This window comes from Rhodococcus sp. 14-2496-1d (assembly GCF_002259365.1).
In the GTDB taxonomy this organism is placed as follows: Bacteria; Actinomycetota; Actinomycetes; order Mycobacteriales; family Mycobacteriaceae; genus Rhodococcoides.
The window spans coordinates 123496-148679 of record NZ_NPFV01000010.1 but is presented as its reverse complement, the minus strand read 5'-3'; the positions used below and the strand labels follow the sequence as shown (position 1 = coordinate 148679).

19 protein-coding genes are annotated in these 25184 nt (G+C 65.6%); 8 read left to right on the top strand and 11 right to left on the bottom strand.

Features of this window, described 5'->3' with window-relative positions:
• Positions 1-72: 72 nt before the first annotated feature.
• Positions 73-1218: an acyltransferase gene (locus CH296_RS07560; RefSeq protein ID WP_179277655.1), complete on the top strand. Its 1146-nt coding sequence runs from the start codon at positions 73-75 to the stop codon at positions 1216-1218.
• Here the strand turns inward: CH296_RS07560 and CH296_RS07555 are convergent.
• The 3 genes from CH296_RS07555 to CH296_RS07545 form a co-directional block, all read right to left on the bottom strand.
• Positions 1196-5443, bottom strand: coding sequence for an alpha-(1->3)-arabinofuranosyltransferase (locus CH296_RS07555; protein ID WP_094684403.1), 4248 nt, complete (start codon positions 5441-5443; stop codon positions 1196-1198). The genes CH296_RS07560 and CH296_RS07555 overlap by 23 nt on opposite strands.
• A gap of 22 nt (positions 5444-5465) precedes the next feature.
• Positions 5466-5636: a DUF2613 domain-containing protein gene (locus CH296_RS07550; RefSeq protein WP_082073827.1), complete on the bottom strand. Its 171-nt coding sequence runs from the start codon at positions 5634-5636 to the stop codon at positions 5466-5468.
• A 103-nt stretch (positions 5637-5739) separates the two neighbouring features.
• Positions 5740-6225 carry a universal stress protein gene (locus CH296_RS07545; protein ID WP_373453549.1) on the bottom strand — a complete coding sequence of 162 codons (486 nt, stop codon included), beginning with the start codon at positions 6223-6225 and terminating at the stop codon, positions 5740-5742.
• A 135-nt stretch (positions 6226-6360) separates the two neighbouring features.
• Here CH296_RS07545 and CH296_RS07540 point away from each other — a divergent pair, with 135 nt between their 5' ends.
• A complete protein-coding gene (locus tag CH296_RS07540) occupies positions 6361-7536 on the top strand; it encodes a glycoside hydrolase family 3 N-terminal domain-containing protein (RefSeq protein WP_094684402.1) in 1176 nt (391 codons plus the stop codon).
• 62 nt (positions 7537-7598) lie between these two features.
• On the top strand, positions 7599-8201 hold the full coding sequence (locus tag CH296_RS07535) for a TetR/AcrR family transcriptional regulator (protein ID WP_032396646.1): 603 nt from the start codon (positions 7599-7601) through the stop codon (positions 8199-8201).
• 77 nt (positions 8202-8278) lie between these two features.
• Here CH296_RS07535 and CH296_RS07530 read toward each other — a convergent pair whose 3' ends face one another.
• Together CH296_RS07530 and CH296_RS07525 are read right to left on the bottom strand one after the other, a co-directional pair.
• Positions 8279-9136, bottom strand: coding sequence for a MaoC/PaaZ C-terminal domain-containing protein (locus CH296_RS07530; protein WP_032396645.1), 858 nt, complete (start codon positions 9134-9136; stop codon positions 8279-8281).
• Positions 9133-10479: a 3-oxoacyl-ACP reductase gene (locus CH296_RS07525; RefSeq protein ID WP_094684401.1), complete on the bottom strand. Its 1347-nt coding sequence runs from the start codon at positions 10477-10479 to the stop codon at positions 9133-9135. Before CH296_RS07525 ends, CH296_RS07530 begins: the two co-directional genes overlap by 4 nt.
• Before the next feature lie 83 nt (positions 10480-10562).
• On the opposite strand from CH296_RS07525, the gene CH296_RS07520 reads away from it, so the two are divergent.
• On the top strand, positions 10563-11906 hold the full coding sequence (locus tag CH296_RS07520; RefSeq protein WP_045197258.1) for an acetyl-CoA C-acetyltransferase: 1344 nt from the start codon (positions 10563-10565) through the stop codon (positions 11904-11906).
• A 136-nt stretch (positions 11907-12042) separates the two neighbouring features.
• Here CH296_RS07520 and CH296_RS07515 read toward each other — a convergent pair whose 3' ends face one another.
• The 5 genes from CH296_RS07515 to CH296_RS07495 are packed head-to-tail and all read right to left on the bottom strand — an operon-like array spanning position 12043 to position 16875.
• The gene (locus CH296_RS07515) at positions 12043-13344 is read right to left on the bottom strand and encodes an ABC transporter substrate-binding protein (RefSeq protein WP_235386923.1); all 1302 of its coding nucleotides are present in this window, start codon (positions 13342-13344) and stop codon (positions 12043-12045) included.
• Between the two features lie 14 nt (positions 13345-13358).
• The gene (locus CH296_RS07510) at positions 13359-14402 is read right to left on the bottom strand and encodes a branched-chain amino acid ABC transporter permease (protein WP_032396641.1); all 1044 of its coding nucleotides are present in this window, start codon (positions 14400-14402) and stop codon (positions 13359-13361) included.
• A gap of 1 nt (position 14403) precedes the next feature.
• Positions 14404-15282, bottom strand: coding sequence for a branched-chain amino acid ABC transporter permease (locus CH296_RS07505; protein ID WP_032396640.1), 879 nt, complete (start codon positions 15280-15282; stop codon positions 14404-14406).
• 26 nt (positions 15283-15308) lie between these two features.
• Positions 15309-16031, bottom strand: a complete 723-nt coding sequence (locus CH296_RS07500; protein WP_032396639.1) for an ABC transporter ATP-binding protein — start codon at positions 16029-16031, stop codon at positions 15309-15311.
• A complete protein-coding gene (locus tag CH296_RS07495; protein ID WP_256980375.1) occupies positions 16021-16875 on the bottom strand; it encodes an ABC transporter ATP-binding protein in 855 nt (284 codons plus the stop codon). The genes CH296_RS07500 and CH296_RS07495 overlap by 11 nt, the downstream gene beginning before the upstream one ends.
• Positions 16876-17023: 148 nt before the next feature.
• Here CH296_RS07495 and CH296_RS07490 point away from each other — a divergent pair, with 148 nt between their 5' ends.
• From CH296_RS07490 to CH296_RS07475, 4 genes are all read left to right on the top strand, one after another.
• A complete protein-coding gene (locus tag CH296_RS07490; RefSeq protein ID WP_306436974.1) occupies positions 17024-18328 on the top strand; it encodes a CdaR family transcriptional regulator in 1305 nt (434 codons plus the stop codon).
• A 229-nt stretch (positions 18329-18557) separates the two neighbouring features.
• Positions 18558-20852: a VanW family protein gene (locus tag CH296_RS07485; RefSeq protein ID WP_179277654.1), complete on the top strand. Its 2295-nt coding sequence runs from the start codon at positions 18558-18560 to the stop codon at positions 20850-20852.
• Positions 20853-21002: 150 nt separating this feature from the next.
• On the top strand, positions 21003-21494 hold the full coding sequence (locus CH296_RS07480) for a flavin reductase family protein (RefSeq protein ID WP_045197252.1): 492 nt from the start codon (positions 21003-21005) through the stop codon (positions 21492-21494).
• A gap of 512 nt (positions 21495-22006) precedes the next feature.
• On the top strand, positions 22007-22993 hold the full coding sequence (locus CH296_RS07475) for a hypothetical protein (RefSeq protein ID WP_094684399.1): 987 nt from the start codon (positions 22007-22009) through the stop codon (positions 22991-22993).
• 304 nt (positions 22994-23297) lie between these two features.
• On the opposite strand, the gene CH296_RS07470 is transcribed toward CH296_RS07475, so the two are convergent.
• The gene (locus tag CH296_RS07470; protein ID WP_032396636.1) at positions 23298-25133 is read right to left on the bottom strand and encodes an acyl-CoA dehydrogenase; all 1836 of its coding nucleotides are present in this window, start codon (positions 25131-25133) and stop codon (positions 23298-23300) included.
• Positions 25134-25184: the final 51 nt, after the last annotated feature.

The window sequence follows — 25184 nt, the reverse complement described above, 5'->3', positions numbered from 1 at the left end:
AGGTGACAGTAACAGCAGACAGTGGCACCGGTCTCGTCTGCGCCGGTTCGACACGGCACACTTGAGACCACCATGAGCACTCGAGTCCACTCGCCCTCCGTCGTTCCGCTGCGCGCGTTCGTCCCTGCGCTCGAGGGAATGCGCGCGCTGGCCGCGATCGGCATCGTCGTCACCCACGTCGCATTCCAGACCGGTGCCGCGAATTCCCCGGTCATGGGGCGTATCTGGGGCAGGTTCGATCTGACCGTTGCCATCTTCTTCGCGCTGTCGGGGTTTCTGCTGTGGCGCCCCCATGCCGCGCAGGCCCGCGGACTCGCGCCTGCTCAGCCGGCTCGTCGCTACTTCTGGTCGCGGGCAGTGCGCATCCTGCCCGCCTACTGGGTCGTCGTCGTGCTGGTGCTGCTGTTTCTGCCGAATGCGGGTGGCGACTACCGGGTGTGGTTGGCCAATCTGTCTCTGACGCAGGTGTTCGTGCCCCTGACGTTGACCGAGGGCATGACGCAGATGTGGTCGCTGTCGGTGGAGGTGGCCTTCTACCTGCTGCTACCGGTGTTCGCCTGGCTGATGGTTCGACTGCGTGGGGCCTCGGCCAAGCACCGGATCTCGGTGCTGCTCGGTGCATCTGCGGCGACGCTGTCCTGGGCCTTCGTCCCGATCACGACCGCGGACGCCATCCATCACGACAACTGGCTGCCCGGGTACTTTCCGTGGTTCGCCGCCGGAATGGTGTTGGCCGAGGTGTCCGTGGGCCCACAGACATGGGTACATCGGTGGGCTCGGCGCAGATGGGTGATGCCGTCGATCGCGGTCGCGGCTTTCGTGCTGTCGGCGACTCCGCTGGCGGGCCCACAGGGACTGGTACGTCCCGAGCCGTGGCAGTTCGAGCTGAAGATCGTGTACGGCGCCGTGCTCGCGTTCGCGATGCTCTCGCCACTGGTGTTGGCCGACACCGGTCGTCGGCACCGAGTGTTCGAGCATCCGGTGATGCTCACGCTCGGGCGGTGGTCGTACGGAATCTTCATCTGGCACCTGGCCGTCCTGGCCGTGGTGTTCCCGGTGTTCGGCATCATCCCGTTCTCGGGTGGGATGTGGTTCGTACTGACGGTGACTCTCGCGCTGTCGATTCCGGTGGCCGCGGCCAGCTACGCGCTGGTCGAAGAACCTGCCCGACGACGCTTCGCACCGAAGAAGCCGATCACGGTTTCCGCATCGCACTGATCGCCAACGCGACGATGCCGATCAGCGCGGCCAGCTGCACTCCGTACGATTCGCCCACGTACCCGTCGGTCGATCGCCAAGGCCCGAGCGAGAGCAGCGCCGCGCCCAGCAACGCGAATCCGCCTGCCGCGCCGACCAACACGCGTGAGGAGAGCGCGCGACCGTAACGGCGGTCCAGGAACACCGCGCCGAAACCGATCACGGCCACCGTGATCGCACCGGCAATTCCGGCCAACACGATCGTCGCCCCGAACAGTGCCACCAGGGCAGCCGAAACGCTCCGCCACGGCCGCGGCGAGGGCCCGAGATCGGGCATACTGCGCGGCCGACCCAGCGCTGCGAACAGCAGCGGGATCAGCAGGAGCAGCCCACCGAAGATGCCGAGGCGATACCAGCGGTCGGTGGCGAAATCCAGCGAAATCGTGCCCGACGCCCCGGCCGGAACGATCCAGGCCTGCTGCCACCCGTCGACCACCACCGGGGACAGTTCGACGCCACCGGGAGTGGTTACGCGCCAACCACTGTTGTTGCTCTCCGGGATGACCAGCAAGCGGTCCTCAGTCGTGGACGTCAGCGTCACCTCGCGGTGATCGGGGCTCCAGGCGGTGGTCCTGGCGGACTGCGGGGCCGATTCCGTCGGCCAGTCGGCCGGAATGGGCATGGTGCGCAACCGAATGCCGTCGACGAAGAACGATGCTCCCGGCTCCACCACCACGTCCTGGTGTCCCTCGGGCAGCGAGACCGGGTTGACGAAGTTCTCGTTCACCGGAGTGTCGGCGTCGCACACCGAGGCCTTCAGTGGTTCACCGGATCGGAACTGGTCCGCGGTGGCCGTCACCGACGTGCGCACCGTCTGCCCGGCGATGGAGACGATGGGGCCGTCGAAGCAGTCGACGGTGATCTCGCGATCGCCGTCGTACGGTGCGCCGATCGGTTCACCACCGGACAGTGGTGTCACTTCTGCGAAGCCGGGCGGCTGAGACTGGATGAAGCCCAGAGAGTTTCGGTCCAACACCCCGTCCCAGTCCACGATCGACAGGACGATCCTGTCCGTCACCTGCGGTGCCAGCTCGAGGGTCGTCGAGCCGTCGGTGTCGATGTCGCGCACCATCGGCCCGTTGCCGAGGTTGACCGCGACCCGAGTGGGATGGGCCGGGAGTGCACCCAGGCTCGGGCTGAGCTCTAGCCCGTCCACCAGTGTGGGAGCTGGCAATTCGATGGTCAGGGTCGGGTTGGTCCCCGCTCGGTCGGTGATCGACTTCTCCGGCGCTGTCCAGGACGTGCGCGGATCGCCGTCGGTCGCCGCGAACGCCGAGCCATGCAGGTCCGCGACGTCCGATGCCCCGCTGGCCAACGGCCGCCCCGGTTGCGCGAGCAGCGCTTCGAGTTCGGGGGACTGCCGCGTACGCACCGTCAGATCGGGGATCACCGCGGTGCCCATCGGCACGTCGATCGTGCGTGAGAAGCGCCCGAGTTCCTCGGGTGACTTGGACAGTCCACTGCTGCAACGGATTCGATCCTCGGTGTCGAGGCACCCGGAGCGGCCTGGGAATTCCTGGCCCAGTTCCCAGGCGTCGACGCTCGCCCCGGCGGGAGTCTCGGGCAGCACCGCGCGGTGCACGATCGGTACCTGCTTCGGATTGTCCCGGTCGGAGTAGTCGTCCACCGACACCTCGCTGATGCCGAACTGGCTGCCTCGGGTTCCGTCGACCGTCGACTTCGCGGTGATGCGCAGCCACGGCGTCTCACCGCCCGGCAGTGACACCGTCATCGGCTCACCCGGCTCGTCGACGCGCGCCGCCGTCGAGCCGTTCGGGGTGGTGATCTCCACCCATTTCACCGGGTCGCCGATCGTCCCGGGGCTGGTGCGCATGTGCAAGAGCCCGCCGCGCACGGGAGTATCGAAGTCGAGTTGAAGCCATTGCCCCACAGCACGTTCGATGCCGTTGCTGATCCAGCTGGTGGCCAGGTCGCCGTCCACGGCGGCGGCGACACCGCTGCCGGGGGCGCTGCCGCCGATCTGGGTGGCGTCCGACGCCGAGCTCGACGCCGTCAGGGTCGCGCCCTCCCATTCGGCGTCGACGGTCTTCGCCCCGTACACCGGGTAGTCGGGGACCTCGTTGAGCGAACGCCGTGGCTCGTCGGCGGCCCGCAGGGCAGAACTGTGGTTGTCGACCTGGCCGAAGTCGGTCTCACGGTTCATCGGGGTGTCGGTCACCGTCACCGAGTCCACGGCAATGCCGGCCGCGGCCGCATCCGAAGCCAGCAGAGTGGGGCCTGACGGCACCGGATTGCGAATCCCGTTGTTCCGCAACTCGTTCGAGCGCAGAATGGACTCCGGTCCACCCTTGACCACCGGGACACGATCCAGATCGACGGTGTAGGGGCCGGACGCGGGAATGCCCGCCGAATCACGCACCGAATAGATCTCCACAGCCGGATAAGGCGGTCGAAGATCGCCGTCGAGCACAACGCCGTCGACCTGACCGGGGGCCACGTCCTCACCGAATTCGGCCACCTTCTCGAGTCCCGCGGAACCGTCGAGCACCTGGTGCACCGATGCCGGACGCGTGGACCGGGAGTTCTCGGGATCGAGGTCGTTGCGCACGACGACGTAGCTGATGCCCTGGCCCAGAAGGGTATCGGCCAATCCGGCCGACGGCCGACCGTCGGCGAAGAGTCGTTGCACGGAGTCCAGTGCCCGGATGGCACCCGGCGGGGTGAGGGGTACGGCGTCGCGGACGGCCCAGGGGGTGGTGGCCAGAGCCTGCAGCGGTTCGTCTCGGGTCAATCCCCAGGTCTGAAGAGCGAACGGTGCGCCCGGCACGATCAGGGCCCGCTGCGCGTCGGAACCGTCCGGACTCGATCCCGACGCATTCTCGGTGAGCCAGTCCGCCGCGTCGTGCCAGTACTGCGGAACGGCCTCGTACGCACCGCGGGGCGCGAGCTTGCCCGTCCACGCCAGCGAGGTGGACAGCGTCAAGGCGACGAGCACCAACGCGGTCACCGCCATCATCGGGTGCTTCTCGGGATGCGCGAGGGCCGTTTTCCACTGCGATCGCGGCGCGGAACCCGGCAGCGGAACCCGGGCCAACAGATGAGCCAGCCCGAGCACCAACGGAATTCGAATGACCGGCTCTAGTTTGTGGATGTTGCGTAGCGGTGCGCCTGCAGAATCGAGGAACACTCGAACGGCGGCAGCGAACGGGCCGTCCAGATCGCCGACGAACCCGGCACCGAGGCCGACAAGACCGACGAACAGCATGATCGTCAACCGGCCGCGGGCGGGCATGGACCGCATGGCCAGGCCCGCGATTCCAGCGGCCGCGATCAAGCCCGTTGCGATGACGGCCGCCGGCTGCGTCACCAGAACGGCACCGGCCACTCGCTCGGGAGAGACGAACGGCGTCCAGCTGCCGGTACCGCGCAGCACTTCCGTCAGTGACGTCCACTGCGTGGTGGTGCCGGAGGATTCGATGTAGTCGAGAAACGGCGGAGAGACCTTGCCCAGCAAAAGCAGTGGAACGATCCACCACAGCGTCGCAAGCACCAGAAAGCCCGACCACCAGGCACCGAAGACGAACCACCGCTTGTTCGGCCGATGCGTGAGCATCCAGATCACGGCGACCAGAACGGCGGCGGCGGTGGCGACGGCGTTGACCGCGCCCATCAGGGCCACCGCCAGTGCAGACTGCGCGGCCGAGCGCCGAACCGTCTGTTTCGCATCGTCGCCGGCGAGATACCGCACCATCGGGACCAGCACCCACGGTGCCAGCATCATCGGCATCGTCTCGGAGGAGATAGACGCGAGGGTGGTGATCACTCGCGGAGACAGAACGAAGGCCGTCGCTGCGATCAGACGGGAACTACGGCTGCCGACACCGAGAGCTTCGGCGAGCCGCACGATTCCCCAGAACCCGGCGATGAGCAGCAGCGCCCACCAGATGCGTTGAGTGATCCACGGCGGGATCGACAGCAGATCGCCGCCGGCGAAGAACGCACCGTGGGGGAAGAAGTAGCCGTAGGCCTGGTTCTGCACCTGGCCGAGCGGGGCTGCGCTGTTCCATTGATGGGAGGCGCGTTCGAGAAATCCGAGAGGGTTCTGTGCCAGGTCGTACTTGGTGTCGGCGACGGTGAAGCCGGGGACCTGCAGAAAGGTGAGGAGGAACGCCAGGATCGAGACGCCGAGAAGCCACTTGCGGCCGAGCGGCTCGGCCGAGATCACCGATTCACGAGAGCGACCAGCGTCAGCGGCTGCCGTACTCAACCTGGTTCAGCAAGGACGAGTCGGCGTTTCCGGAGCGATCGATATCCGGACGAGAGTTGTCGGCTGCAGCTGCGGTGACTCCGAAGACGACGCCCGCACCCAGTACGGCTCCGACGACGGCGGCAATGACACCCGGGACAGCAAACTTCATCTCGGTTCTCCAGTCAGTCGGCTCAGAACGGTAGCGGGCGAGGTGGACCCCCACGCGGGCATCACGATATCACCTGCGTCACGGAAAACAGCCGTCGGACGCTCTACTTGCCGGGCGGAACGATCAGGACGGGTCGATGGCTGTGCCGAAGAACGTGCTCGGCCACCGAACTCTGGAGCAGCGCACGTAGACCGGTGGTGCCTCGCGTACCGGTGACGATGATGTCGACGTTCATCTCGTCGGCTTTCTCCACGATCGCGGCCCAGATGGCGGTGGTGCATTCGGTGCACTGACCCTCCACTTTCAGGCCTGCGGCCTCGGCCAGCGCGACGCCTTCGCTGTTGGTCACTTTCGCGTCGGTGAGCGCCACGTCCTCGGCCTCGTCGTCGGGCACCCATTCGGGCTGCATCACACCGGAGAGGCCGGACATGCGCGCGGCCTGACGCACCATCGGCTCCCATGCGGTGACGACGATCGCGCGTGAGGTGGTGAGAAACCGTCCGGCATAGTCGATGGCGCGTTTGGCGTTGTCGGATCCGTCGTAGGCAATGAGTATGAGGTCTGCGGTCACGGTCGATCTCCTCCTCATGTCGCGTTCGTCCAGATTACCCTCACCCCTCTGCGGATCGATGTGGGTTTCGGTCGGTCGGAGTGCAACGAAGGCGCATCGATCCGGACCCCGGGTCGGCAGCGACACCGACGATCTGGGCTACCGTCGTATTCCATGCGACTTCGGTTTTCGGTTCGGTCCGCTGCGGTGATGACCGTCGGTGTCGGCTTGTTGGTCTCGTGCTCCACCGAGTCTGCGCCGGTCGCGTCGACGCAGACTGCACCGGCTGCTCCGACGACGACTGCAGTCGACACGACGGTGCCGCAACCGGTGCCGCCCGTCGACGGCTGCGTTGCGTTCGTCGACGGATTGTCGGAGCGGCAGCGGCTGGCTCAGTTGCTCACCGTCGGGGTCACCGGAACTGCGGACGCGGTGCAGATCATGTCCACCGAGCAGGTCGGCGGCATCTTCGTCGGCAGTTGGACCGACGAGTCGATGCTCGGCAATCGGGAAGTACCGCAGGTGCTCGACGCCTCCGCGGTGGCTCCGATGGTCACGATCGACGAAGAAGGTGGACGGGTCTCGCGGGTCGCGGATCTGCTGGGTGCCGCACCGTCGGCGCGGGAACTGGCGCAGACGGTGTCGGTGGACGAGGCGTATTCGATGGCGTTGACGCGCGGCCAGGGGTTGAAGGATCTCGGTGTCACCGTCGACTTCGCTCCGGTGGTCGACGTGAGCGGTCAGCCCGACGATTCCGTCATCGGCGATCGGTCGTTCTCCGACGATCCGCAGGTCGTCATCGACTACGCGGGGGCGTACGCGCGGGGTCTGGAGGACGCGGGTGTGAAGCCCGTCATCAAGCATTTTCCCGGGCACGGTTCGGGTTCGGGCGACTCGCACACCGGCGCGGTGACGACCCCGTCGCTCGACGAGTTGAAAGCCAAGGATCTGTTGCCGTTCGCGGCGCTGAACAACACCGGCGTCGGTGTCATGGTCGGGCATCTCGATGTGCCCGGACTGACCGAGCCGGGGGTGCCGGCGAGTATCAGCCCGGCGGCGATGGCGTTGTTGCGCGATGGCGTCGGATACGGTGCCGCGCCGTTCGACGGCCCCATTTTCACCGACGACCTCAGCGGCATGGCGGCGATCACGGCCAGGCTCGGGATCGTCGACGCGGTCGAGGCGGCGTTGGTCGCGGGAGCCGATGTGGCGCTGTGGCTCACCACCGATCAGGTGCCCGCGGTGTTGGACAATCTCGAGGACGCGGTGGCGACGGGACGTCTGCCGGCAGCTCAGGTGGACGAGGCCGCTGCTACGGTTGCTCGGTTCAAGGGGGCGTGCGGGTCCTGATTGTGCGGTACTGGACCTTACTGTGGAGTAAGGTCTAGTAGTTCGTACGTATTGGAGGATCCATGGCTGGTGGCACGAAGAGATTGCCCCGCGCCGTCCGTGAGCAGCAGATGCTCGACGCGGCGGTGGATGTGTTCTCCGACAACGGTTTTCACGAGACATCGATGGATTCGATCGCCAAGAAGGCGGCCATCTCCAAACCGATGCTCTACCTGTACTACGGGTCCAAGGACGAGTTGTTCGCGGCCTGCATCCACCGCGAGGGCGTCAAGTTCGTCGAGGCCCTGACTCCAGCCGCAGATCCGACGCTGACGCCGCGCGAGCAGTTGCGCAAGGCCCTGATCGGTTTCCTCGGATTCGTCGGCGAGAACCGCAAGTCGTGGATGGTGCTCTACCGTCAGGCCATCGGTCAGCAGGCGTTCGCCTCGCAGGTGCAGAGCAGCCGAGATCGGTTGATCGAGTTGACGGCCGGCTTGCTCGCGATGAGTACGAGAGATCCGGAGCAGTCCCAGAATTTCGGGCTGATGGCCGTCGCGCTGGTCGGGGCGGGCGAGGCTGTGGCCGACAGAGTGGCAGGCGGCGAAATCGAGGTCGACGCGGCCGCGGACCTACTGGAGAATCTGGCCTGGCGCGGCTTGGCCGGAAAGAAGACCGCCACCACCTGAGCTCCGCGCCCAACTCGAAGTTGTGGACGGAAATCCGGAGAAATCCGTCCACAACTTCGAGTTCGAGGGTGAGGCGGTTACCGCAGGGTTCCCGTCAGATGCGGGTAGCCCTTCTTCGGGTTCTTCAGCGACAGGTCCCAGCCGGTGCCGACGGCCTCGGCGTAGGCGTTCACCGTCGCGGGCAGGATGATCGGCTTGCCGAAGCGGATGCTGTAGTTCACAGCCTCCGGAATTCGGCCCTCGACGGTCTGCAGCACGGCTGCCGCGCTCCACATTCCGTGCGCGATGGTCTTCGGGAACCCGAATGCCTTTGCGCCCAGCGAGGATACGTGAATCGGGTTGCGGTCTCCGGAGATCGCCGCGTACCGGCTGATGATCCGCTGGTCGACACGCAGAGTGCGGGTCGGGGGCGGCGGAACCTCGTCGGCCGGCGGTGCCTCGCGGGGGCCACCGGACAGTGACGTCTTCTGCAGGCTCAGGAAGCTCGAGGTCTGCTTCCAGACCAGTTCGCGTCCTACCTTGACCTCACTGATCAGGTCGACGAGCAACCCCTTGCGGTGCTCGCGCAGATTCTCCGCGTGCACTCGCACGTCCAGCGGCTCGGACGCGGAGATGCCACGGTACTGCTCGATGACGTTCTCGGCGTGTACCGAACCGATGGCGGCGAACGGAAAGCCCTTGGACACCATCAGTTTCATCACCGTCGGGAAGACGAGGGTGAAGGGATAGGTCACCGGGAGCTGGTCGCCGAATCGCAGCCCCGTCGCCCGGCAGTACCCGGCGAGGTTGTCGGGGTCCACTCGCAGACCCTTGAGCTCGTACACCGTGCTGGGAACCGAGGACGACCTGGATCCGAAGAACGGCAGTGCGCCCAGCGCTGCCGAGGTGTAGATGTCGGACGTCTTCGGCTGCGCGGTGAGCGTGACGGTGCTCATGCGCCGAGAAGGCTCTGGCCGCACACGCGCACGACCTGGCCGGTGACGGCGTTGGATGCGGGAGAAGCGAAGTACGAGACCAACTCTGCGACGTCGACGGTCTCGCCGCCCTGCAGCAGCGAGCTCATGCGTCGTCCGGCCTCGCGGGTAGCGAACGGAATCGCAGCCGTCATCGCGGTCTCGATGAACCCGGGAGCGACGGCGTTGATGGTGATGTTCTTCTTCGCCAGCACCGGTGCGGACGCGTGCACCAGGCCGATGACGCCTGCCTTGGACGTGCCGTAGTTGGTCTGGCCGCGGTTGCCCGCGATGCCGGCGATGGAGGAGACGTCGACGACGCGGCCGCCTTCCTTCAGTGCACCCGACTTGACGAGCTCATCGGTGATGCGCTGCGGCGCAGCGAGATTGACGCCGATGACGGAGTTCCAGCGGCTCTCGTCCATGTTGGCGAGTGTCTTGTCGCGGGTGATGCCTGCGTTGTGCACGATGATGTCTGCGCCGCCGTGACGTTCGAGGAGGTGCTTCGAGAGGACATCTCCGGCGTCGGGCGAGGTGACGTCAAGGGCGAGCGAGGTGCCGCCCACCTTGTTGGCCGTCTGCGAGAGTGCTTCTCCGGCAGCGGGAATGTCGGCTGCGATGACGGTGGCTCCGTCGCGGGCGAGGACCTCGGCGATGGTGGCACCGATACCGCGTGCGGCTCCGGTGACGACCGCTACCTTGCCTGCGAGCGGCTTGTCCCACGAGGCCGGGGCCTGCGAGTCCGCGTCGCCCACGGTGATGACCTGGCCGTCGACGAACGCGGACTTGGCCGAGAGCAGGAAGCGGAGGGTGGATTCGAGTCCGGACAAGCCGGTCGACGCCTTGGGGGAGATGTAGACGAGCTGCGCCGTGGCTCCGCGCTTGACCTCTTTGCCGACGCTGCGGGTGAAGCCTTCGAGAGCGCGCTGAGCGACGTGCTCGTCGACGCTCGCGGTCTCCTCCGGCGTCGTACCGATGACGACGACGCGCGCCGACGGTGCCAGGTTGCGGATGACCGGCTGGAAGAACTGGAACAGCTGCTCCAGCTCGGCGACGTTGCCGATGCCGGTGGCGTCGAACACCAGTCCGCCGTGCTTGTCGTCGTGCGGCTGCGACTGCGGGTAGTCCGAGAGCAGCTCACGCAGGGGCTCGACGAGGCGACCGCTACCGCCGATCAGGACCGGTCCGGCCAGCGGCGGCTCGCCCGCCTTGTAGCGGCGCAGCTTCTCGGGCTGCGGCAAGCCGGCCTGCTTGGCGATGAAGGCTCCCGGCGCGGACGCGAGGAACGTTGAGTAGAGATCTGGGGCTCCCTTGGAGGCTGCCACTGTCGTACCTTTCATTCAGCGCTGCTCGCTCGAGGAGCGAGGCGCACGACCGGGTGTCGACAACCAACTTACTCGCCAGTAAGATGAAACTCCACCAGGGCCTTATTCGACGATGTTTGGAGACGTCAGTGACAAGCAAGCAGCTACGACCGGTCGCAATCGTCGGTGGCAACCGCATTCCGTTCGCGCGCTCGGACAAGAAGTACGCGCTGGCGTCCAACCAGGACATGCTCACCGCGACCATCGACGGGCTGGTCTCGCGATTCGGATTGCAGGGCGAGCGCCTGGGCCTCGTCGCCGCCGGTGCCGTGCTCAAGCACTCCCGCGACTTCAACCTCACTCGCGAGGTCGTACTCGGTAGTGCACTGAGCCCGTACACCCCGGCCTTCGACATCCAGCAGGCCTGCGGCACCGGCCTCCAGTCGATCATCGCCGTCGGCGACGCCATCGCGTCGGGCCGCATCGATGCCGGTATCGGTGGTGGTGTCGACACCACGTCCGACGCTCCGATCGGCGTCAACGACGAACTGCGCGAGTTCCTGCTCTCCCTGAACCGGGCCAAGAGCACCACCGACCGCATCAAGCTGCTCGGCAACGTTCGTCCCGGCATGCTCGGCATCGAGATCCCGCGCAACGGTGAGCCGCGTACCGGCCTCTCGATGGGTGACCACGCCGCCATCACGGCCAAGGAATTCGGCATCCGCCGCGAGGACCAGGACGAACTGGCCGCAGCGAGCCACCACAACATGGCAGCGGCCTACGATCGCGGCTTCTTCGACGACCTGGTGACGCCGTTCCTCGGCCTCACTCGCGACGACAACCTGCGTCCGGGATCGACAGTGGAGAAGCTCGCGACGCTCAAGCCGGTCTTCGGAACCAAGCTGGGCGACGCCACCATGACGGCAGGAAACTCGACGCCGCTGACCGACGGTGCGTCGGCTGCGCTGCTGTCGAGCGACGAGTGGGCTGCCGAGCGCAACCTGCCGGTGCTGGCGCACCTGGTCGATTCCGAGACCGCCGCCGTCGATTACGTCCACGGCAACGGGTCGTTCAAGGATGGTCTGCTGATGGCACCGACCTACGCGATTCCGCGTCTGCTCGCACGCAACGGCCTGACGTTGCAGGATTTCGACTACTACGAGATCCACGAGGCGTTCGCCTCGGTGGTGCTCGCAACTCTGCAGGCTTTCGAGAGCGACGCGTACTGCAAGGAGCGTCTCGGCCTCGACGGTGCTCTCGGTTCCATCGACCGCAGCAAGCTCAACGTCAACGGATCCTCGCTCGCGGCGGGCCACCCGTTCGCCGCGACCGGTGGACGCATCGTGGCTTCGCTGGCGAAGATGTTGGCCGAGAAGGGCTCGGGCCGTGGCCTGATCTCGATCTGCGCGGCCGGTGGCCAGGGCGTCACCGCCATCATCGAGCGCTGATCACTGCAGCTTCGGCTGCTCTCCGACCGGGGGTCATAGGGTCGGTGGATCCGGTAATCGAGGGGTTTTCGGATCTGCCGACCACAACGTGGGAAAGGGCACGCAGAGTTCGCTCTGCGTGCCCTTTCACGTGTGATCAGCCCGGTATGCCGCTTTCCGGTGGTGTGGACTCCTCGCCGGTGTATTCCTCCACCGCCGAATCCCCGATGTCGGTCTGAAGCACCGGAGTCAGGTACTCGGGCACGCCTCCCTGGATCTGGAAGACACTGGCACCGGAGATTCCGAGGTGGCTCGAATCGGAGTATCGGAAGGGGGCCAACTGCGGTCCCTCGAAGTCCATTCCGCCTTCCTGGATGGCTGCGACGATGCCCTCACGGGTGGGGTTCTCGCCTGCCGCCTGGAGGGCTTGTACGAAGGCGTATGCCTGGCTCAGTCCGTAGATACGGTAATTGGTCAACGGGTCACCGGTTCCGTTCTCGGCCCAGACCTTCTGCCACAGTTGGGTCCACGGATTCTCCGGAGAGTCGACGCCCGGGATGTATTCCAGCGAGATCATCCCTTCGAGCGATTGCGCGCCGTCGGTGACCGCGCCCTGAGAGAACCGTCCGAGCAGGGAGCCGACGAGGTCGACGTCGGATCCGATGGAGCTGTAGAACCACTCGGGGTCGTAGTTGAGTCGCATGGCTGTCAGCTGGCTCAGTGCGGTGTAGGAGGGGACGTTGAAGCCGAGGACCAGATCCGCTCCGGCACCCTGCAGAGCAGCGATCTGTGGTGCGACGTCGGTGTTGCCCGAGGTGTAGCGCACGACCTCGACGATCTGATCGTCGAGATACTGGCGCACTGCGGCCTCGCTGTCCCGGCCGAGGTCGTCGTCCTGGAGGAAGAGTCCGACCTTGGCGTCGGGCCGGTTCTTGGTTACCCAGTCGCCGATGATCTTGCCCTCGACCTGGTAGTCGGGCTGCCACCCGAAGGTGTTCGGGTACTTCTCCGGATCGTTGCCCCACATGATCGCACCGGAGGAGACGAACAGGTCGGGCACACCTTCCTCGTTGAGGAAGTCGATGACGGCGCTGTGGGTCGCGGTGCCGAGTCCGCCGACGACGGCGAACACCTCGTCCTGGAGTACCAGTTCGTTGACGACCTGGGTGGTGGTCGTCGGATCGTAGGAGTCGTCCCGAACCACGTACTCGATCTGTCGGCCGTTGATGCCACCTGCGGCATTGACGTAGTCGAAGTAGGCCTGTGCGCCCGTGGGGATTTCGCTGTACCCGGGCGCTGCGACCCCGGTCAACGGAAAGTGGGCACCGATCTTCACCGAGGTGTCGGTGATGCCGACCGTCGACCCTTCCGAGGATTCCGTCGTCTCTTCTCGGCCACCTGCACCGCACGCCGCGGCCAACGAGACGACGGCGACGAGCGCGGTCGTTCTGAAAGCCACCGATCCGAACTTTTTCATTTCATTCCTTTTCTGGTTGTCCGTAACTTGCGATACGTGCCCACCAAACCCAGTGGGGCGAACAGGATGACGAGGACGGTGAAGATTCCGGTCACCAGTGGTGCGAGTTCGGCCGATTGCAGACTGCTCAGACCCAGATCGAGCCCGAAGTTGGTGACCACCGGCGGGATGTAGGTCAGCAGAACCGCCCCGATCAACGCGCCGGAAAGGGTGCCGAGCCCGCCGATGACGACGGCGGAGAGCAAGGTCAGTGAGAGAGTCAGCGTGAATCCGCTCGGTGCGGCGATTCGTGCCGACATCGCCAGGACTGCACCGCCCGCTCCCGCACAGGCCGCGCTGACCACGAACGCGAGAATGCGTGCGCGGCCGAGATCGATTCCGGACAACTCGGCGGCCACTTCGTCGTCCCGGACGGCCCGCCAGCGACGGCCGATTCGGCTCGACGAGACGTTCGCCAACAGGAAGAACACGAGCACCAGCAGTATCCAGCTGACATAGGCGACGAATTTGGTTCCGCTGAGCTCGTTTCCGGTGACGAAGAACATCATGTCGTCGATCAGCTCGGGCACCTTCGGTGCCGGTACGACGAGTCCTTGTTCGCCGCCGAGGTAGTCCGAGAAGTACAGGGCGAGGCCCGGTACCGCGACAGCGAGCGCCAGAGTCGCGCCGGCCAGGTACGGCCCGTGCAGTCGGGCGGCCGCCACACCGACCACGACACCCACCACCGCCGAGATCACGGTGGCGGCGAGCAGGACGAGGGGGACCGACCATCCCGAATCGTTGGCCCGCAACATCAATGCCGCGGTGTACGCACCGACCGCCATGAATGCGCCGTGCCCGAGTGACAGCTGGCCGCTCAGCCCGGTCAGCACCGTCAGGCCGCCGGCCGCGATGGCGAGGTAGGCCACCGAGGTGAGTTGGCTCTGACGGAAGGTGCTCAGGGATTCGAGCGCGAGGACGATGACGACCAGCCCGATGACGGCACCGAGCACGTGGCGTCGAACCGGTGTTGCGGTGAGGCGAGTGAGAGTCGCGTTCATGTCACACCCTCCTGGCCGCGGAGCTGGCGAACAACCCGCTCGGTCGCAACAGAAGAACGACGATCAGGATCACCAATGCTGCGCTGGAGACCAGATCCTGACCGAGGTAACCACTGACGAAACTCAGCCCTACGCCCATCAGCAGGCCACCGACGACTGCGCCCGCCGGGCTGTCCAGTCCGCCGAGAACCGCTGCGACGAAACCGAACACGACGATCGAGTCCATGTAGCCCGGGTGCACCAGCGAGCCGCCTGCGATGAGCAGTCCGGCCAGCGAACCGACCACTGCGGCCAGCGCCCAACCGAGAGTGAGCATTCGACTCACGCGCACGCCGAGGAGTTTGGCGACCTCCTGCTCGAAGGCGCTCGCACGCATCTTCAGTCCCAGATCGGTGAACCGGAAGAGCAGGATCAGCAATCCCAGGACCACGAGGACGGCGAGGATCTTGAAGATGTCGTACCCGGTCAACGCCACGTTCACGTCGCCGATCCGCTGGCCGGTGAGGCCGAACGGCGCAGGGAACGAACGGAATTGGTTGCCGAAGACGATGGCGGCCACCGCGTGGATGATGATGAACAACCCGAGCGTGAGAATGACCGGGTTGATGTGCGACGAGCTGTCGACGAATCGGATGACGAGTCGCTCCGTCAAGGCTCCCAGGAGCAGGCCGCACAGGAGCGCGACCCCGAATCCGATCCAGTACGAGTAGCCGGCGTCGATGACGACCAGTGCCACGTACGTGGTGATCATGGCCATCGGGGCCTGTGCGAAGTTGACGATGCGGGTCGATCGCCAGATGAGTACGAGGGCGAGCGCGAACGCGGCGTAGATCATGCCTGTGGTCACGCCGTTGATGAGGATGGTGAGCAGTTGTTGCACTGTGGCTGGCGTCCTTTCGGCTTGCTCTAGAACCCGAGGTAGGCGTGTCGGAGGGCGTCGTCCCCGGCCAAGGTGTCGGCGGGGCCTTCCACCGCGACCTTGCCCAGATCGAGTACGACGGCATGTTCGGCGATCGACAGAGCGCTGCGGGCGTTCTGTTCGACGAGTACGACGGTCATCGACTCGGAGTCGACGAGTCCGCGCAACGTCTCGAATATCTGCGCAGCGACCTTCGGCGCGAGTCCGAGTGACGGCTCGTCGAGCAGAAGTACCGACGGTGTCGCCATCAGCGCCCGGCCGATCACGAGCATCTGTCGCTCGCCGCCGGACAGGGTGTGGGCCGAGGATGTTCGACGACCGGTCAGGGGCGGAAACATGTCGTAGATGCGGTCGAGGGTGACGGCGTCGTGACTTCGGTTGCGTCCCATCGCGCCGAGTCGAAGATTCTCGTCGACGGTCAACTCGGCGATCACGCCCCGACCCTCGGGAACGTGCGCAAGACCTTTGCGGGACATCCGATCCGGTGCAACGCCGACGATGTCGACGCCGGCGAGTTCGATCCTCCCCGATACCGGTTTCAGCAACCCCGAGATGGTGCGCAGCAGGGTCGTCTTCCCTGCTCCGTTCGCGCCGAGGACGGCGGTGACAGCTCCCGCCGTGACGGTCATCGACACCGAGTCGAGGGCGGTGACCGGTCCGTATCGAACGGTCAGATCGGTGATCGTCAGATGCGCCGCGTCAGTCTTCATGTGCCACTTCGTTTCCGAGATAAGCAGCGAGCACGGCCGGATCCTCGCGAATCTCGTCGGGCGTTCCCTGAGCGATCACCTTGCCGAAATCGAGCACGTAGATCCGGTCGCACACACTCATGACCAGATCCATGTGATGCTCGACGAGCATGACCGATGTTGCGGGTCTTTCCGGTTCGGAGCCGGTGGATGCCGCAGGGGTGGGGCCGGCGGAACGACCCGTCGACGTTGCGAGCGCACGGATCTCGTCGCCGAGTTCGCTCATCTCGTCACTGGACAGTCCCGAGGCGGGTTCGTCGAGCAGGAGCAGTGTCGGTTCGCTCACCAGGGCGCGTGCCAGTGCGACGCGTTTACGCACCGCGTACGGCAGGCTCGGTGGCAATCGGTGCGCGTAGTCGTCGATTCGCAGGCGTTCGAGGGTGGCCATTGCGGTCGAGCGGACCGCGGCATCGTCGGATGCGCTCGACGGCAGGCCGAGCAGGCCCGCGAGGATTCCGGTGTGCGCTGTTCGATCTGCACCGACCATGACGTTGTCGAGAACTGTCATCCGATCGAACAGTCCGAGTCCCTGCAGTGTTCGGCTCATACCGAGTCGGGGGAGGTCGTGGGGCCGTAGTCGAGTCAGCGTGTCGCCGTGTCGTCCGAGTGTTCCCGATTGCGGTCGGACGAGTCCGCACGCAACGTTGAACAGCGTCGTCTTGCCTGCGCCGTTGGGTCCGATGACGCCGAGGACTTCGCCGGGTCGCACCTCGAGACTGACTCCGGACAGCGCGACGATTCCGCCGAACGACACTTCGATGTCCGTCATGGTGAGGACCGGGTCCAACGTGTCGAGAGAGTTCAAGTGATCCACCTCACAATCTGTTGCGTTCACTATGGTGCGTTTCGCACAACGGGCGATATGGGCGCTGCGCACAGAATGTTTGGGTCCCTGGGCACCAGTAACGGTCAAATCGACCTGCGATGTGGGCTCAGTGCGCAAAACTGTGCAGGTGGGAGCTCTCGATGGTCGACGCGGATCCGCGCGTTCGGCTGCCCGGGGAGCGGTGACGGACGCAGACCAGGAACAGATTCGCCGTGCGTGGGCAGCCCTGACGTCACGGGCGGATTCGATCGCGGACTCCATCACGCTTGCATTGATCGAGCAGGAACCCGGCTACCTGGCCAGTTCCACTCCGGACATCGCGGGCGAGATTCGTCGCAGCACTCGCGAGCACATCAACCAGGGGCTCCGCACCCTGTCGGGGCTGACCGCCGCGGGTGACAACGCGCGCGAGGTATGGCGCCGTACCGGCAGAGAGCGTGCGCGCCAGGGGATTCCGATGGAGTTGGTGCTCAAGGCGTACACGCTGGGGAGTCGGACGCTGTGGGAGGAGCTGATGCTCGAGCGCGAGCAGTGCCGCACCAGCATCGACGAGCATCTGCTGCTCGTGGCCGGGCAACAGCTGTGGCGCGCGCTCGACAGCCAGTACGAAACACTCGTCGAGGCATACCGGCAGGAAAGCGCCCGGATGCAGCAGCGCGATCTCGCCAACGTGCTGGTGATACTCGACGGCCTTCGATCGGGGCGGGGCGGTGATCCAGCGTTCGTCATGGAAGCGCGTGCCACCCTTGGTCTTTCGGCATCGCAGCAAATCGCGTGTGTCGTCGGTCCGCTCGACGATCAAGGGTCGCCGCCGCTCCCGGCACCGGAAGACGCGATGGATCAGATCGGTGCGGTCTCGCATTGGAACACCAGGGACGGCCACCAGTTCGCGCTCGTCGCACTCGGAACGGGATCGTGGCACTCCGTCGTCGACGCACTCGCTGCTCGGGCCGTCGGGCCCGTGGGGGTCGCGCATTCGCCGGAGGGCCTGTCGTCGTTCGCTGCGGCGTATCGCCTCGCGGCATTGACGGCCGAGACCATCACCGAAGACAGTGGCGTGGCGTTGGCGACGGACCGACTGCCCCGCGTGATCATGGCGGCCGATGATCGATCGTCGGAATTGCTGGTGCGCCATGCTCTGGGAAAGCTGTGGACGCACCCGGAGCCGCATCGAGGAACTCTGCTCGACACCCTGGCGCACATGCTCGCGTCGGACGGCTCGCCCACCAACGCCGCCAAGGCGCTCTACTGCCACCGCAACACCGTGATCTACCGGGTCCACCGCATCGAGGAGTTGACCGGGCAGGATCTGACCGATCCGCGAGATCGGCTTCTCCTCACTCTCGCGCTGGTCAGAACCGGACATTGGGCCCGAGCCGTCGGGCAAGGGGACAGCTCGACGACCCCTGGATCATTCAACCGAATGAAATGACTAGACAATTTCGCGGTCGTTGTAACGGCGTGCCGCAGTGGGCCTATATTCCCAGTGGCCCCGTGCTGCTGCCTGACCCCCGACCCGGCAGCAGCACGGGGCCTTTACTCGTCTCTGTGCCGATGGTCTCCGAAGTGAGCGGCACCGTTCGGTTTGCGTAAGCTCGTGCGATGGGTACGCCGGGCAGAAGGGCGGAACACAACCAACGGTGGTCCTGGAAGGGTCGAACGTGAGCGAGGGCAACAGTAGGTCGGGTGACGCGCCCAACGGTGCCGAACCGAAACCCGACGTACCGCCGTACGACGCTCCCACCGAGGTCTTCGGTGCGATCCGCGACGAGACCGACGGTCCGAAGCATTCCTCCGAGGCGGAGCAGCCTTCCGACGCGACATCCGATGTCGTCGATCCGGAGTCGGACGATGCCGAGTCGGCTGACGCCGAGTCCGTCGATGCTGAGTCCGTCGATGCTGGGTCGGTCGATCCAGGTTCGGTCGATGCAGACACAGTGGCCGCAGATCCGGTCGGCGACGAGGCCGAGTCCACCGAAGCCGACGACGTCGTTCCCGGGGACGCCGCGCCCGACCAGACCCCGGCCCCGCAACCGCCGCCCGCAGCCGACGAATCGCCGACCGTCGCGCAGTCAATCGTTCCTGCGGAGCCTCTTACTGCTGCAGAAGCTGGTGCTCCTCGCGAGACCGTTGTTTCTCCCGAATCGGAGTCGCCGGCCGGACCACCTGTGATTCCGCCGGAGGACGGCTCGCCGCAGGCCGCCGACGGGTCCGGATTCGTGCCGCCGTGGCGGAAGATCGCGATCGGGACCGGCGCGGTGGTCGCCGTTCTCACGCTGCTTTACGCGGCGGATTGGATCACCTCCAGCGACCGAGTGCCCCGCGGCGTCACCGTCGCCGGGATCGAGGTCGGCGGCAAGAGTCACCCCGACGCCGAAGCCCTGTTGCGCTCGGAGCTGGGCGCGCGCGCCGAGCAGCCTGTGTCGGTCGACGTCGGCGATCGACAGGTCGAGATACTCCCGGCCGCCGCAGGCCTCGGTGTGGACTGGAACGCGACGCTCGACCGAGCCGGATCGCAGCCGATCAATCCGATCACCCGGCTGACGTCGTTGTTCGGCAGCCGCGAAATCGGCGTCGTGTCGACCACGGACGAGCAAGCGCTCACCGCTGCCGTCGACGGACTGCGCGTCGAGACCGACCGAGATCCTGTCGAGGGCGACGTGGTGTTCGACGGAAGCACACCGATTGCCGTCGCGCCGCTGTCCGGCCGGGTGCTCGACGCCGACGGCACGCGTCGAAACCTGCAGGCCGAATGGGCCTCGGGCGCAACGGAAGCGGCCTACGAGACAACACCCGTCACGGTGACTCAGGACGCCGTCGATCGCGCCTTCGCCGACATCGCCGTTCCTGCGGTCGAGGCACCGGTGACCGTAGCGGGCCGACAGAACGTCGACGCGATCCTTCCGACGGATCGTGTGGGCGAGGTTCTGCGTTTCGACCCGGACGGCCAGGGCGGACTGACTCCGATCTACGACACCGACGTCGCCACAGGCATTCTCGCGCCGCAACTCGTGCGCACCGAGACGCCGCCGAAGGACGCGTCGTTCACTTTCTCCGGTGGTGCCCCGACCGTCGTTCCCGGAGAGATGGGCGAGCTGGTCGAGTGGCGCAAGACTCTCGAACAATTGCCCGCGTTGCTGTCCGCCGACGGACCGCGCACCACCGAGGCGATCTACGAACCGGCCCCACCCGCTCTCACCACCGAGGCCGCACAGAATCTCGGGGTGCGAGAAGTGATCGCCGAGTACACCACCGGCGGGTTCGAGTACGCGTCGGGCGTCAATATCGGGCTGACGGCGCAGATCGTGAACGGTGCGCTCGTGAAGCCGAAAGAGACGTTCTCGCTCAACGGGTACACCGGTCCGCGAGGAAGCGCGCAGGGTTTCGTGGAGTCGGGGATCATCGACAACGGTCGACCCGATCGCGCAATCGGCGGCGGCATCAGCCAATTCGCGACGACGCTCTACAACGCGTCGTACTTCGCCGGTATGGAAGACACCGATCACACCGAACACAGCTACTACATCAGCCGATACCCCGAGGCGCGCGAAGCGACGGTCTTCGAAGGTGCCATCGACCTGAAGTTCACCAACCCGAACGACACCGGCGTGGTCATCGAATCGTTCGCCGACTCGTCCAGCGTCACCGTCCGACTGTGGGGAACGAAAACGGTCGACGTCGAGTCGATCACCGGTTCGCGAACCAATTTCACCTCACCGAATACGGTGACATTGCCTGCAGGCGCAGGCTGCGTCGCGTCTGGCGGGGGCCAGGGATTCACCGCCAGCGATACCAGGGTGATCAGCGACGCCGCGTCGGGCAGGGAAATTTCACGGAACACCAGAACGGTGAAGTACGACCCGATCCCCATCGTGCGGTGCGTTCAGCCCGATCGCCCGGACCCCGCTCCGGCACCCGCAGCGGACCCCGCTCCGGAACCGGACGAAGACGAGTGATGCCGCACCCGCGCGCCGACGGTTCGAATCATGGCGATTCGGACTGTGGCGTCGCCGCCCGATCGGGTGTTTGCTTGCACTAGGTGTTCGCTCGACAGAATTGCGCCCACGCGGGGGTGCACCACAAGATCGGAAGGGGAGCTTCGTCCAATGTCGCTCACACGTACCGTCCTCGATCAGCAGACGCTTCGCGAGGCGTACGCGCAGTTCCCGAGCGGCGTCGTCGCAATCGCCGCGAAGATCGACGGTGTCATGGTGGGCTTGGCGGCCAGCAGCTTCGTCTCGGTGTCCATCGACCCGCCGCTCGTCGCGGTGTGCATCCAGAACACGTCGACGACCTGGCCGAAACTCGAATTGGCACCCAACATAGGTGTCAGCGTTCTCGGCGAGGCACACAACGACGCCGTCCGTACCCTGGCCGCCAAGACCGGTGACCGTTTCGCCGGCCTCGATCTCACCGTCACCGACGGGGGCGCAGCCTTCATCGTCGGTGCCACCGCCTGGCTGGACACCACCATCGAACAGCAAATCCCCGCAGGCGACCACGCAATAGTGTTGCTGCGCATACATTCCCTGGACGTGCAAAGCGAAGTGAACCCAATCGTGTTCCACGGCAGCAAGTTTCGTAAACTGCAACAGTAGTCGTTCATTTCGCTCGGCCCTGGGGGTTCGGCCTCGCTGTTCTCGCCTCTGCAATTCGCAAACGCGCGCGCATTTGCCGAACGCGCGCGAATTGGTGGCCTGATCGGGGGCTATTGTGCGCGCATCTGACGACTGCGCGCGCGTTTGTTGTGGTCGGCCCCGCGGGTTCGGCCTCGCTGGCCCTGGGTTGCGTACCTGTTCACCTCGGGATTTCGCAAACGCGTGCGCATTTGCCGAACGCGCGCGAATTGGTGGCCTGATCGGGGGGCTATTGTGCGCGCATCTGACGACTGCGTGCGCGTTTGTTCCTGCTCGGCCCCGCTGGTTCGGCCTTGCTGGCCCTGGGTTGCGTACCTGTTCGCCTCGGGATTTCGCAAACGCGCGCGCGTTTACGAGACCAACGGTGGGGCGAACTGGTACCCCCGTACCTGTATTCATCCACAGGTGCGTACTTGTGCACAGGTGGCTACTTTTCTTCTCGAGACGTCGCGCGCGTAGTCGAAACTCGCAGAATGAAGGATGACCGAATGGTGCGACGCTCGGAGGCGCTCGCCGATGGCCACGCCGATCACGAGTTGCGGGCACTGTACGAACGCGGGGGCTGGGAGCGTCTGGTGAACGGCGTCTACGTTCCGTCGTCCAGGCTTGCCGGCCTCTCGGAGCAGGGACGGCATCGGCTGTTGATCGACGCCGTACTTCCGACAATTGCCGAGGGCAGCGCCGTCAGTCATCGATCTGCAGCACTGCTGCACGAATTACCCTTATCCGCAGGGGGATTCGACAAGGTGCACGTCACTCGACATCGCCGCGGCGGAGGTCGCGCGAACGCAGCGGTGATCGTGCACTGTGCGCCGTGGGTGCCGTACGCGACCGTCGAAGGAATTTCCGTGACCTCGCTGGCGCGGACGGTTGTCGACCTTGCTCGTACCGAGCCCCTTGTGTCGGCGGTGATTGCCGGTGACGCGGCTCTGAAGCGCTGCGATCCACAGGAGCTCGACGCGGAGTTGCAGCGTGCTCGGGGCTGGAAAGGTGTGGCGCAGGCGCGGCGAGCCGTCTCTCTCATGGACGGGCGAAGCGAAAACCCTGGCGAATCTCAGAGTCGAATCATTCTGCGCGAGAACGGATTCGCTGTGGAGTCGCAGGTGGAGATCCTGGATCCGGATGGGCGGGCGCTGGCGCGAATCGACTGGCTGGTCAATGGCGTTGTTGTGTGCGAATTCGATGGTAGAGCCAAGTACACCAAGTACCTACGGGAGGATGAGAACCCCGGCGACGTGGTGTTCAGGGAGAAGGTGCGGGAGGACGCCGTACGCGATCTCGGCTATCCCGTGGTGCGCTGGACCTGGGCAGACCTGGCGAATCCGGCGGAGGTGGTGGCACGCGTTGCTCGAGCCGTGGAGCGGGCCGCTGCCCTGCCGCCACCGCGAGGGAGCGTGCGGAGTACGCCGACTGGCCGGCAAACGCGCGCGCTTTTGCTGAACGCGCGCGAAATTGCCTGAGGATCCTGCAGAATTCGCGTGCATCTGACGAATGCGCGAGCGTTTGCGTCAGCCGGGACCCGTAACTCCGCAACCCGGACGAACGCGCGCGCGTTTGCGGCAGCCGGGACCCGCAACTGCGCAACCCTGACAAACGCGCGCGCTTTTGCTGAACGCGCGCGAAATTGCCTCAGGATCCTGCAGAATTCGCGTGCATCTGACGAATGCGCGCGCGTTTGCGGCAACCGGGCCCCACCCCACCATGCCCATCACATGGCAACGGCCGCACCCGAGAACAGGTGCGGCCGTTGACGATGTCAGGGAATCAGAATGCTGCTTCGTCGAGTTCCATGATGTCGTTGTCGATGTTGGTGAGGATTGCTCGGGTGGAGGTGAGCTGCGGGAGGATGTTCTTGGCGAAGAACGAGGCCACGGCGACCTTGCCTTCGTAGAACGCCTTGTCCTTGCCCTCTGCACCGTTGTCGAGTGCGGCGATGGCGATTTCGGACTGACGCAGCAGCAGCCAGCCGATGAGCAGGTCACCGAAGCCCATGAGGAAGCGCACCGATGCCAGGCCGACCTTGTACAGCTCGGTGGGCTGGTCCTGTGCGCCCATGAGGTGCTGGGTCATCGAGGTGACGATGGCCTGCACGTCTTCGAGTGCGGTGGCGAGCAGTGCGCGCTCGGCCTTGAGTCGGCCGTTGCCTGCTTCGCTGTCGATGAACGACTTGATCTGTCCGGCAACGTGAGCCAGAGCCACGCCGCGGTCGCGGGCGATCTTGCGGAAGAAGAAGTCCTGCGCCTGGATGGCGGTGGTTCCCTCGTACAGCGAGTCGATCTTGGCGTCACGGATGTACTGCTCGAGCGGGTAGTCCTGGAGGAAGCCGGAGCCGCCCAGGGTCTGCAGGGACTCCGCGAGTACCTGGTAGGCGATTTCGGAGCCGACGCCCTTGACGATGGGCAGCAGGAGGTCGTTGACGCGGTACGCGATGTCGGTGTCTGCGTCCGAGACCTGCTTGGCGGTGATCGGATCCTGGTGTGCGGCGGTATAGAGGTACACCGCGCGCAGGCCCTCCGAGTACGCCTTCTGCATCATGAGGCTGCGACGCACGTCGGGGTGGTGGGTGATGGTGACGCGAGGTGCGGTCTTGTCGGTCATCTGCGTCAGGTCAGCGCCCTGGACGCGCTCCTTGGCGTACTCGAGTGCGTTGAGGTAGCCGGTGGAGAGAGTGCCGATTGCCTTGGTGCCGACCATCATTCGAGCGTGCTCGATGACGTCGAACATCTGCGCGATGCCCTTGTGGACCTCGCCGACGAGCCAGCCCTTGGCGGGGACGCCATGGCCACCGAAGGTGAGCTCGCAGGTGGCGGAGGCCTTGAGGCCCATCTTGTGCTCGACGCCGGTGACGAATGCGCCGTTGCGCTCGCCCAGTTCGCCCTTCTCGAAGTCGAAGAGGATGGACGGTACGAAGAACAGGCTCAGGCCCTTGGTGCCCGGTCCGGCACCCTCGGGACGCGCAAGTACCAGGTGGAAGATGTTCTCGAACAGGTCGTCGGAGACAGCCGAGGTGATGAAGCGCTTGACGCCTTCGATGTGCCACGAGCCGTCGTCCTGCTTGATGGCCTTGGTGCGGCCTGCGCCGACGTCGGATCCGGCGTCGGGCTCGGTGAGCACCATCGTGGCACCCCAGCCGCGCTCGACGATGACCTTGGCCCATTCCTTCTGCTCATCGGTTCCGTTGTGGAACAGGATGTTCGCGAAGCCGGGGCCTGCGGAGTACATGAATGCTGCGGGCTGCGAGCCGAGAAGCATCTCGTTGATGCCCCACAGGAGGTTGCGAGGGGCTGCCATGCCGCCGACTTCTTCGTCGAGGCCGACACGCCACCACTCACCGTCGTAGAGCGCCTTGAACGACTTCTTGAAGGAGTCGGGCAGCTTCAGGCTGTGGGTTTCGGGGTCGAACACGGGCGGGTTGCGGTCGGCGTCCGCGAAGGACTCGGCCAGCGGTCCCTCGGCCAGGCGAACGACCTCGCGCAGCATGTCGCGGGCAACTTCGCCGTCCATGTCGCCGAAGTTGTCGCCTTCGAGGGTCTCGTCGAGTCCGAAGAGCTCGAAGAGGTTGAACTCGAGGTCCCGAAGGTTGCTCTTGTAATGGCCCATTGCTCGTTCGCTCTCCAGTCGGTGGTGCGGTCTCGTAAGTACCGCCCAAGT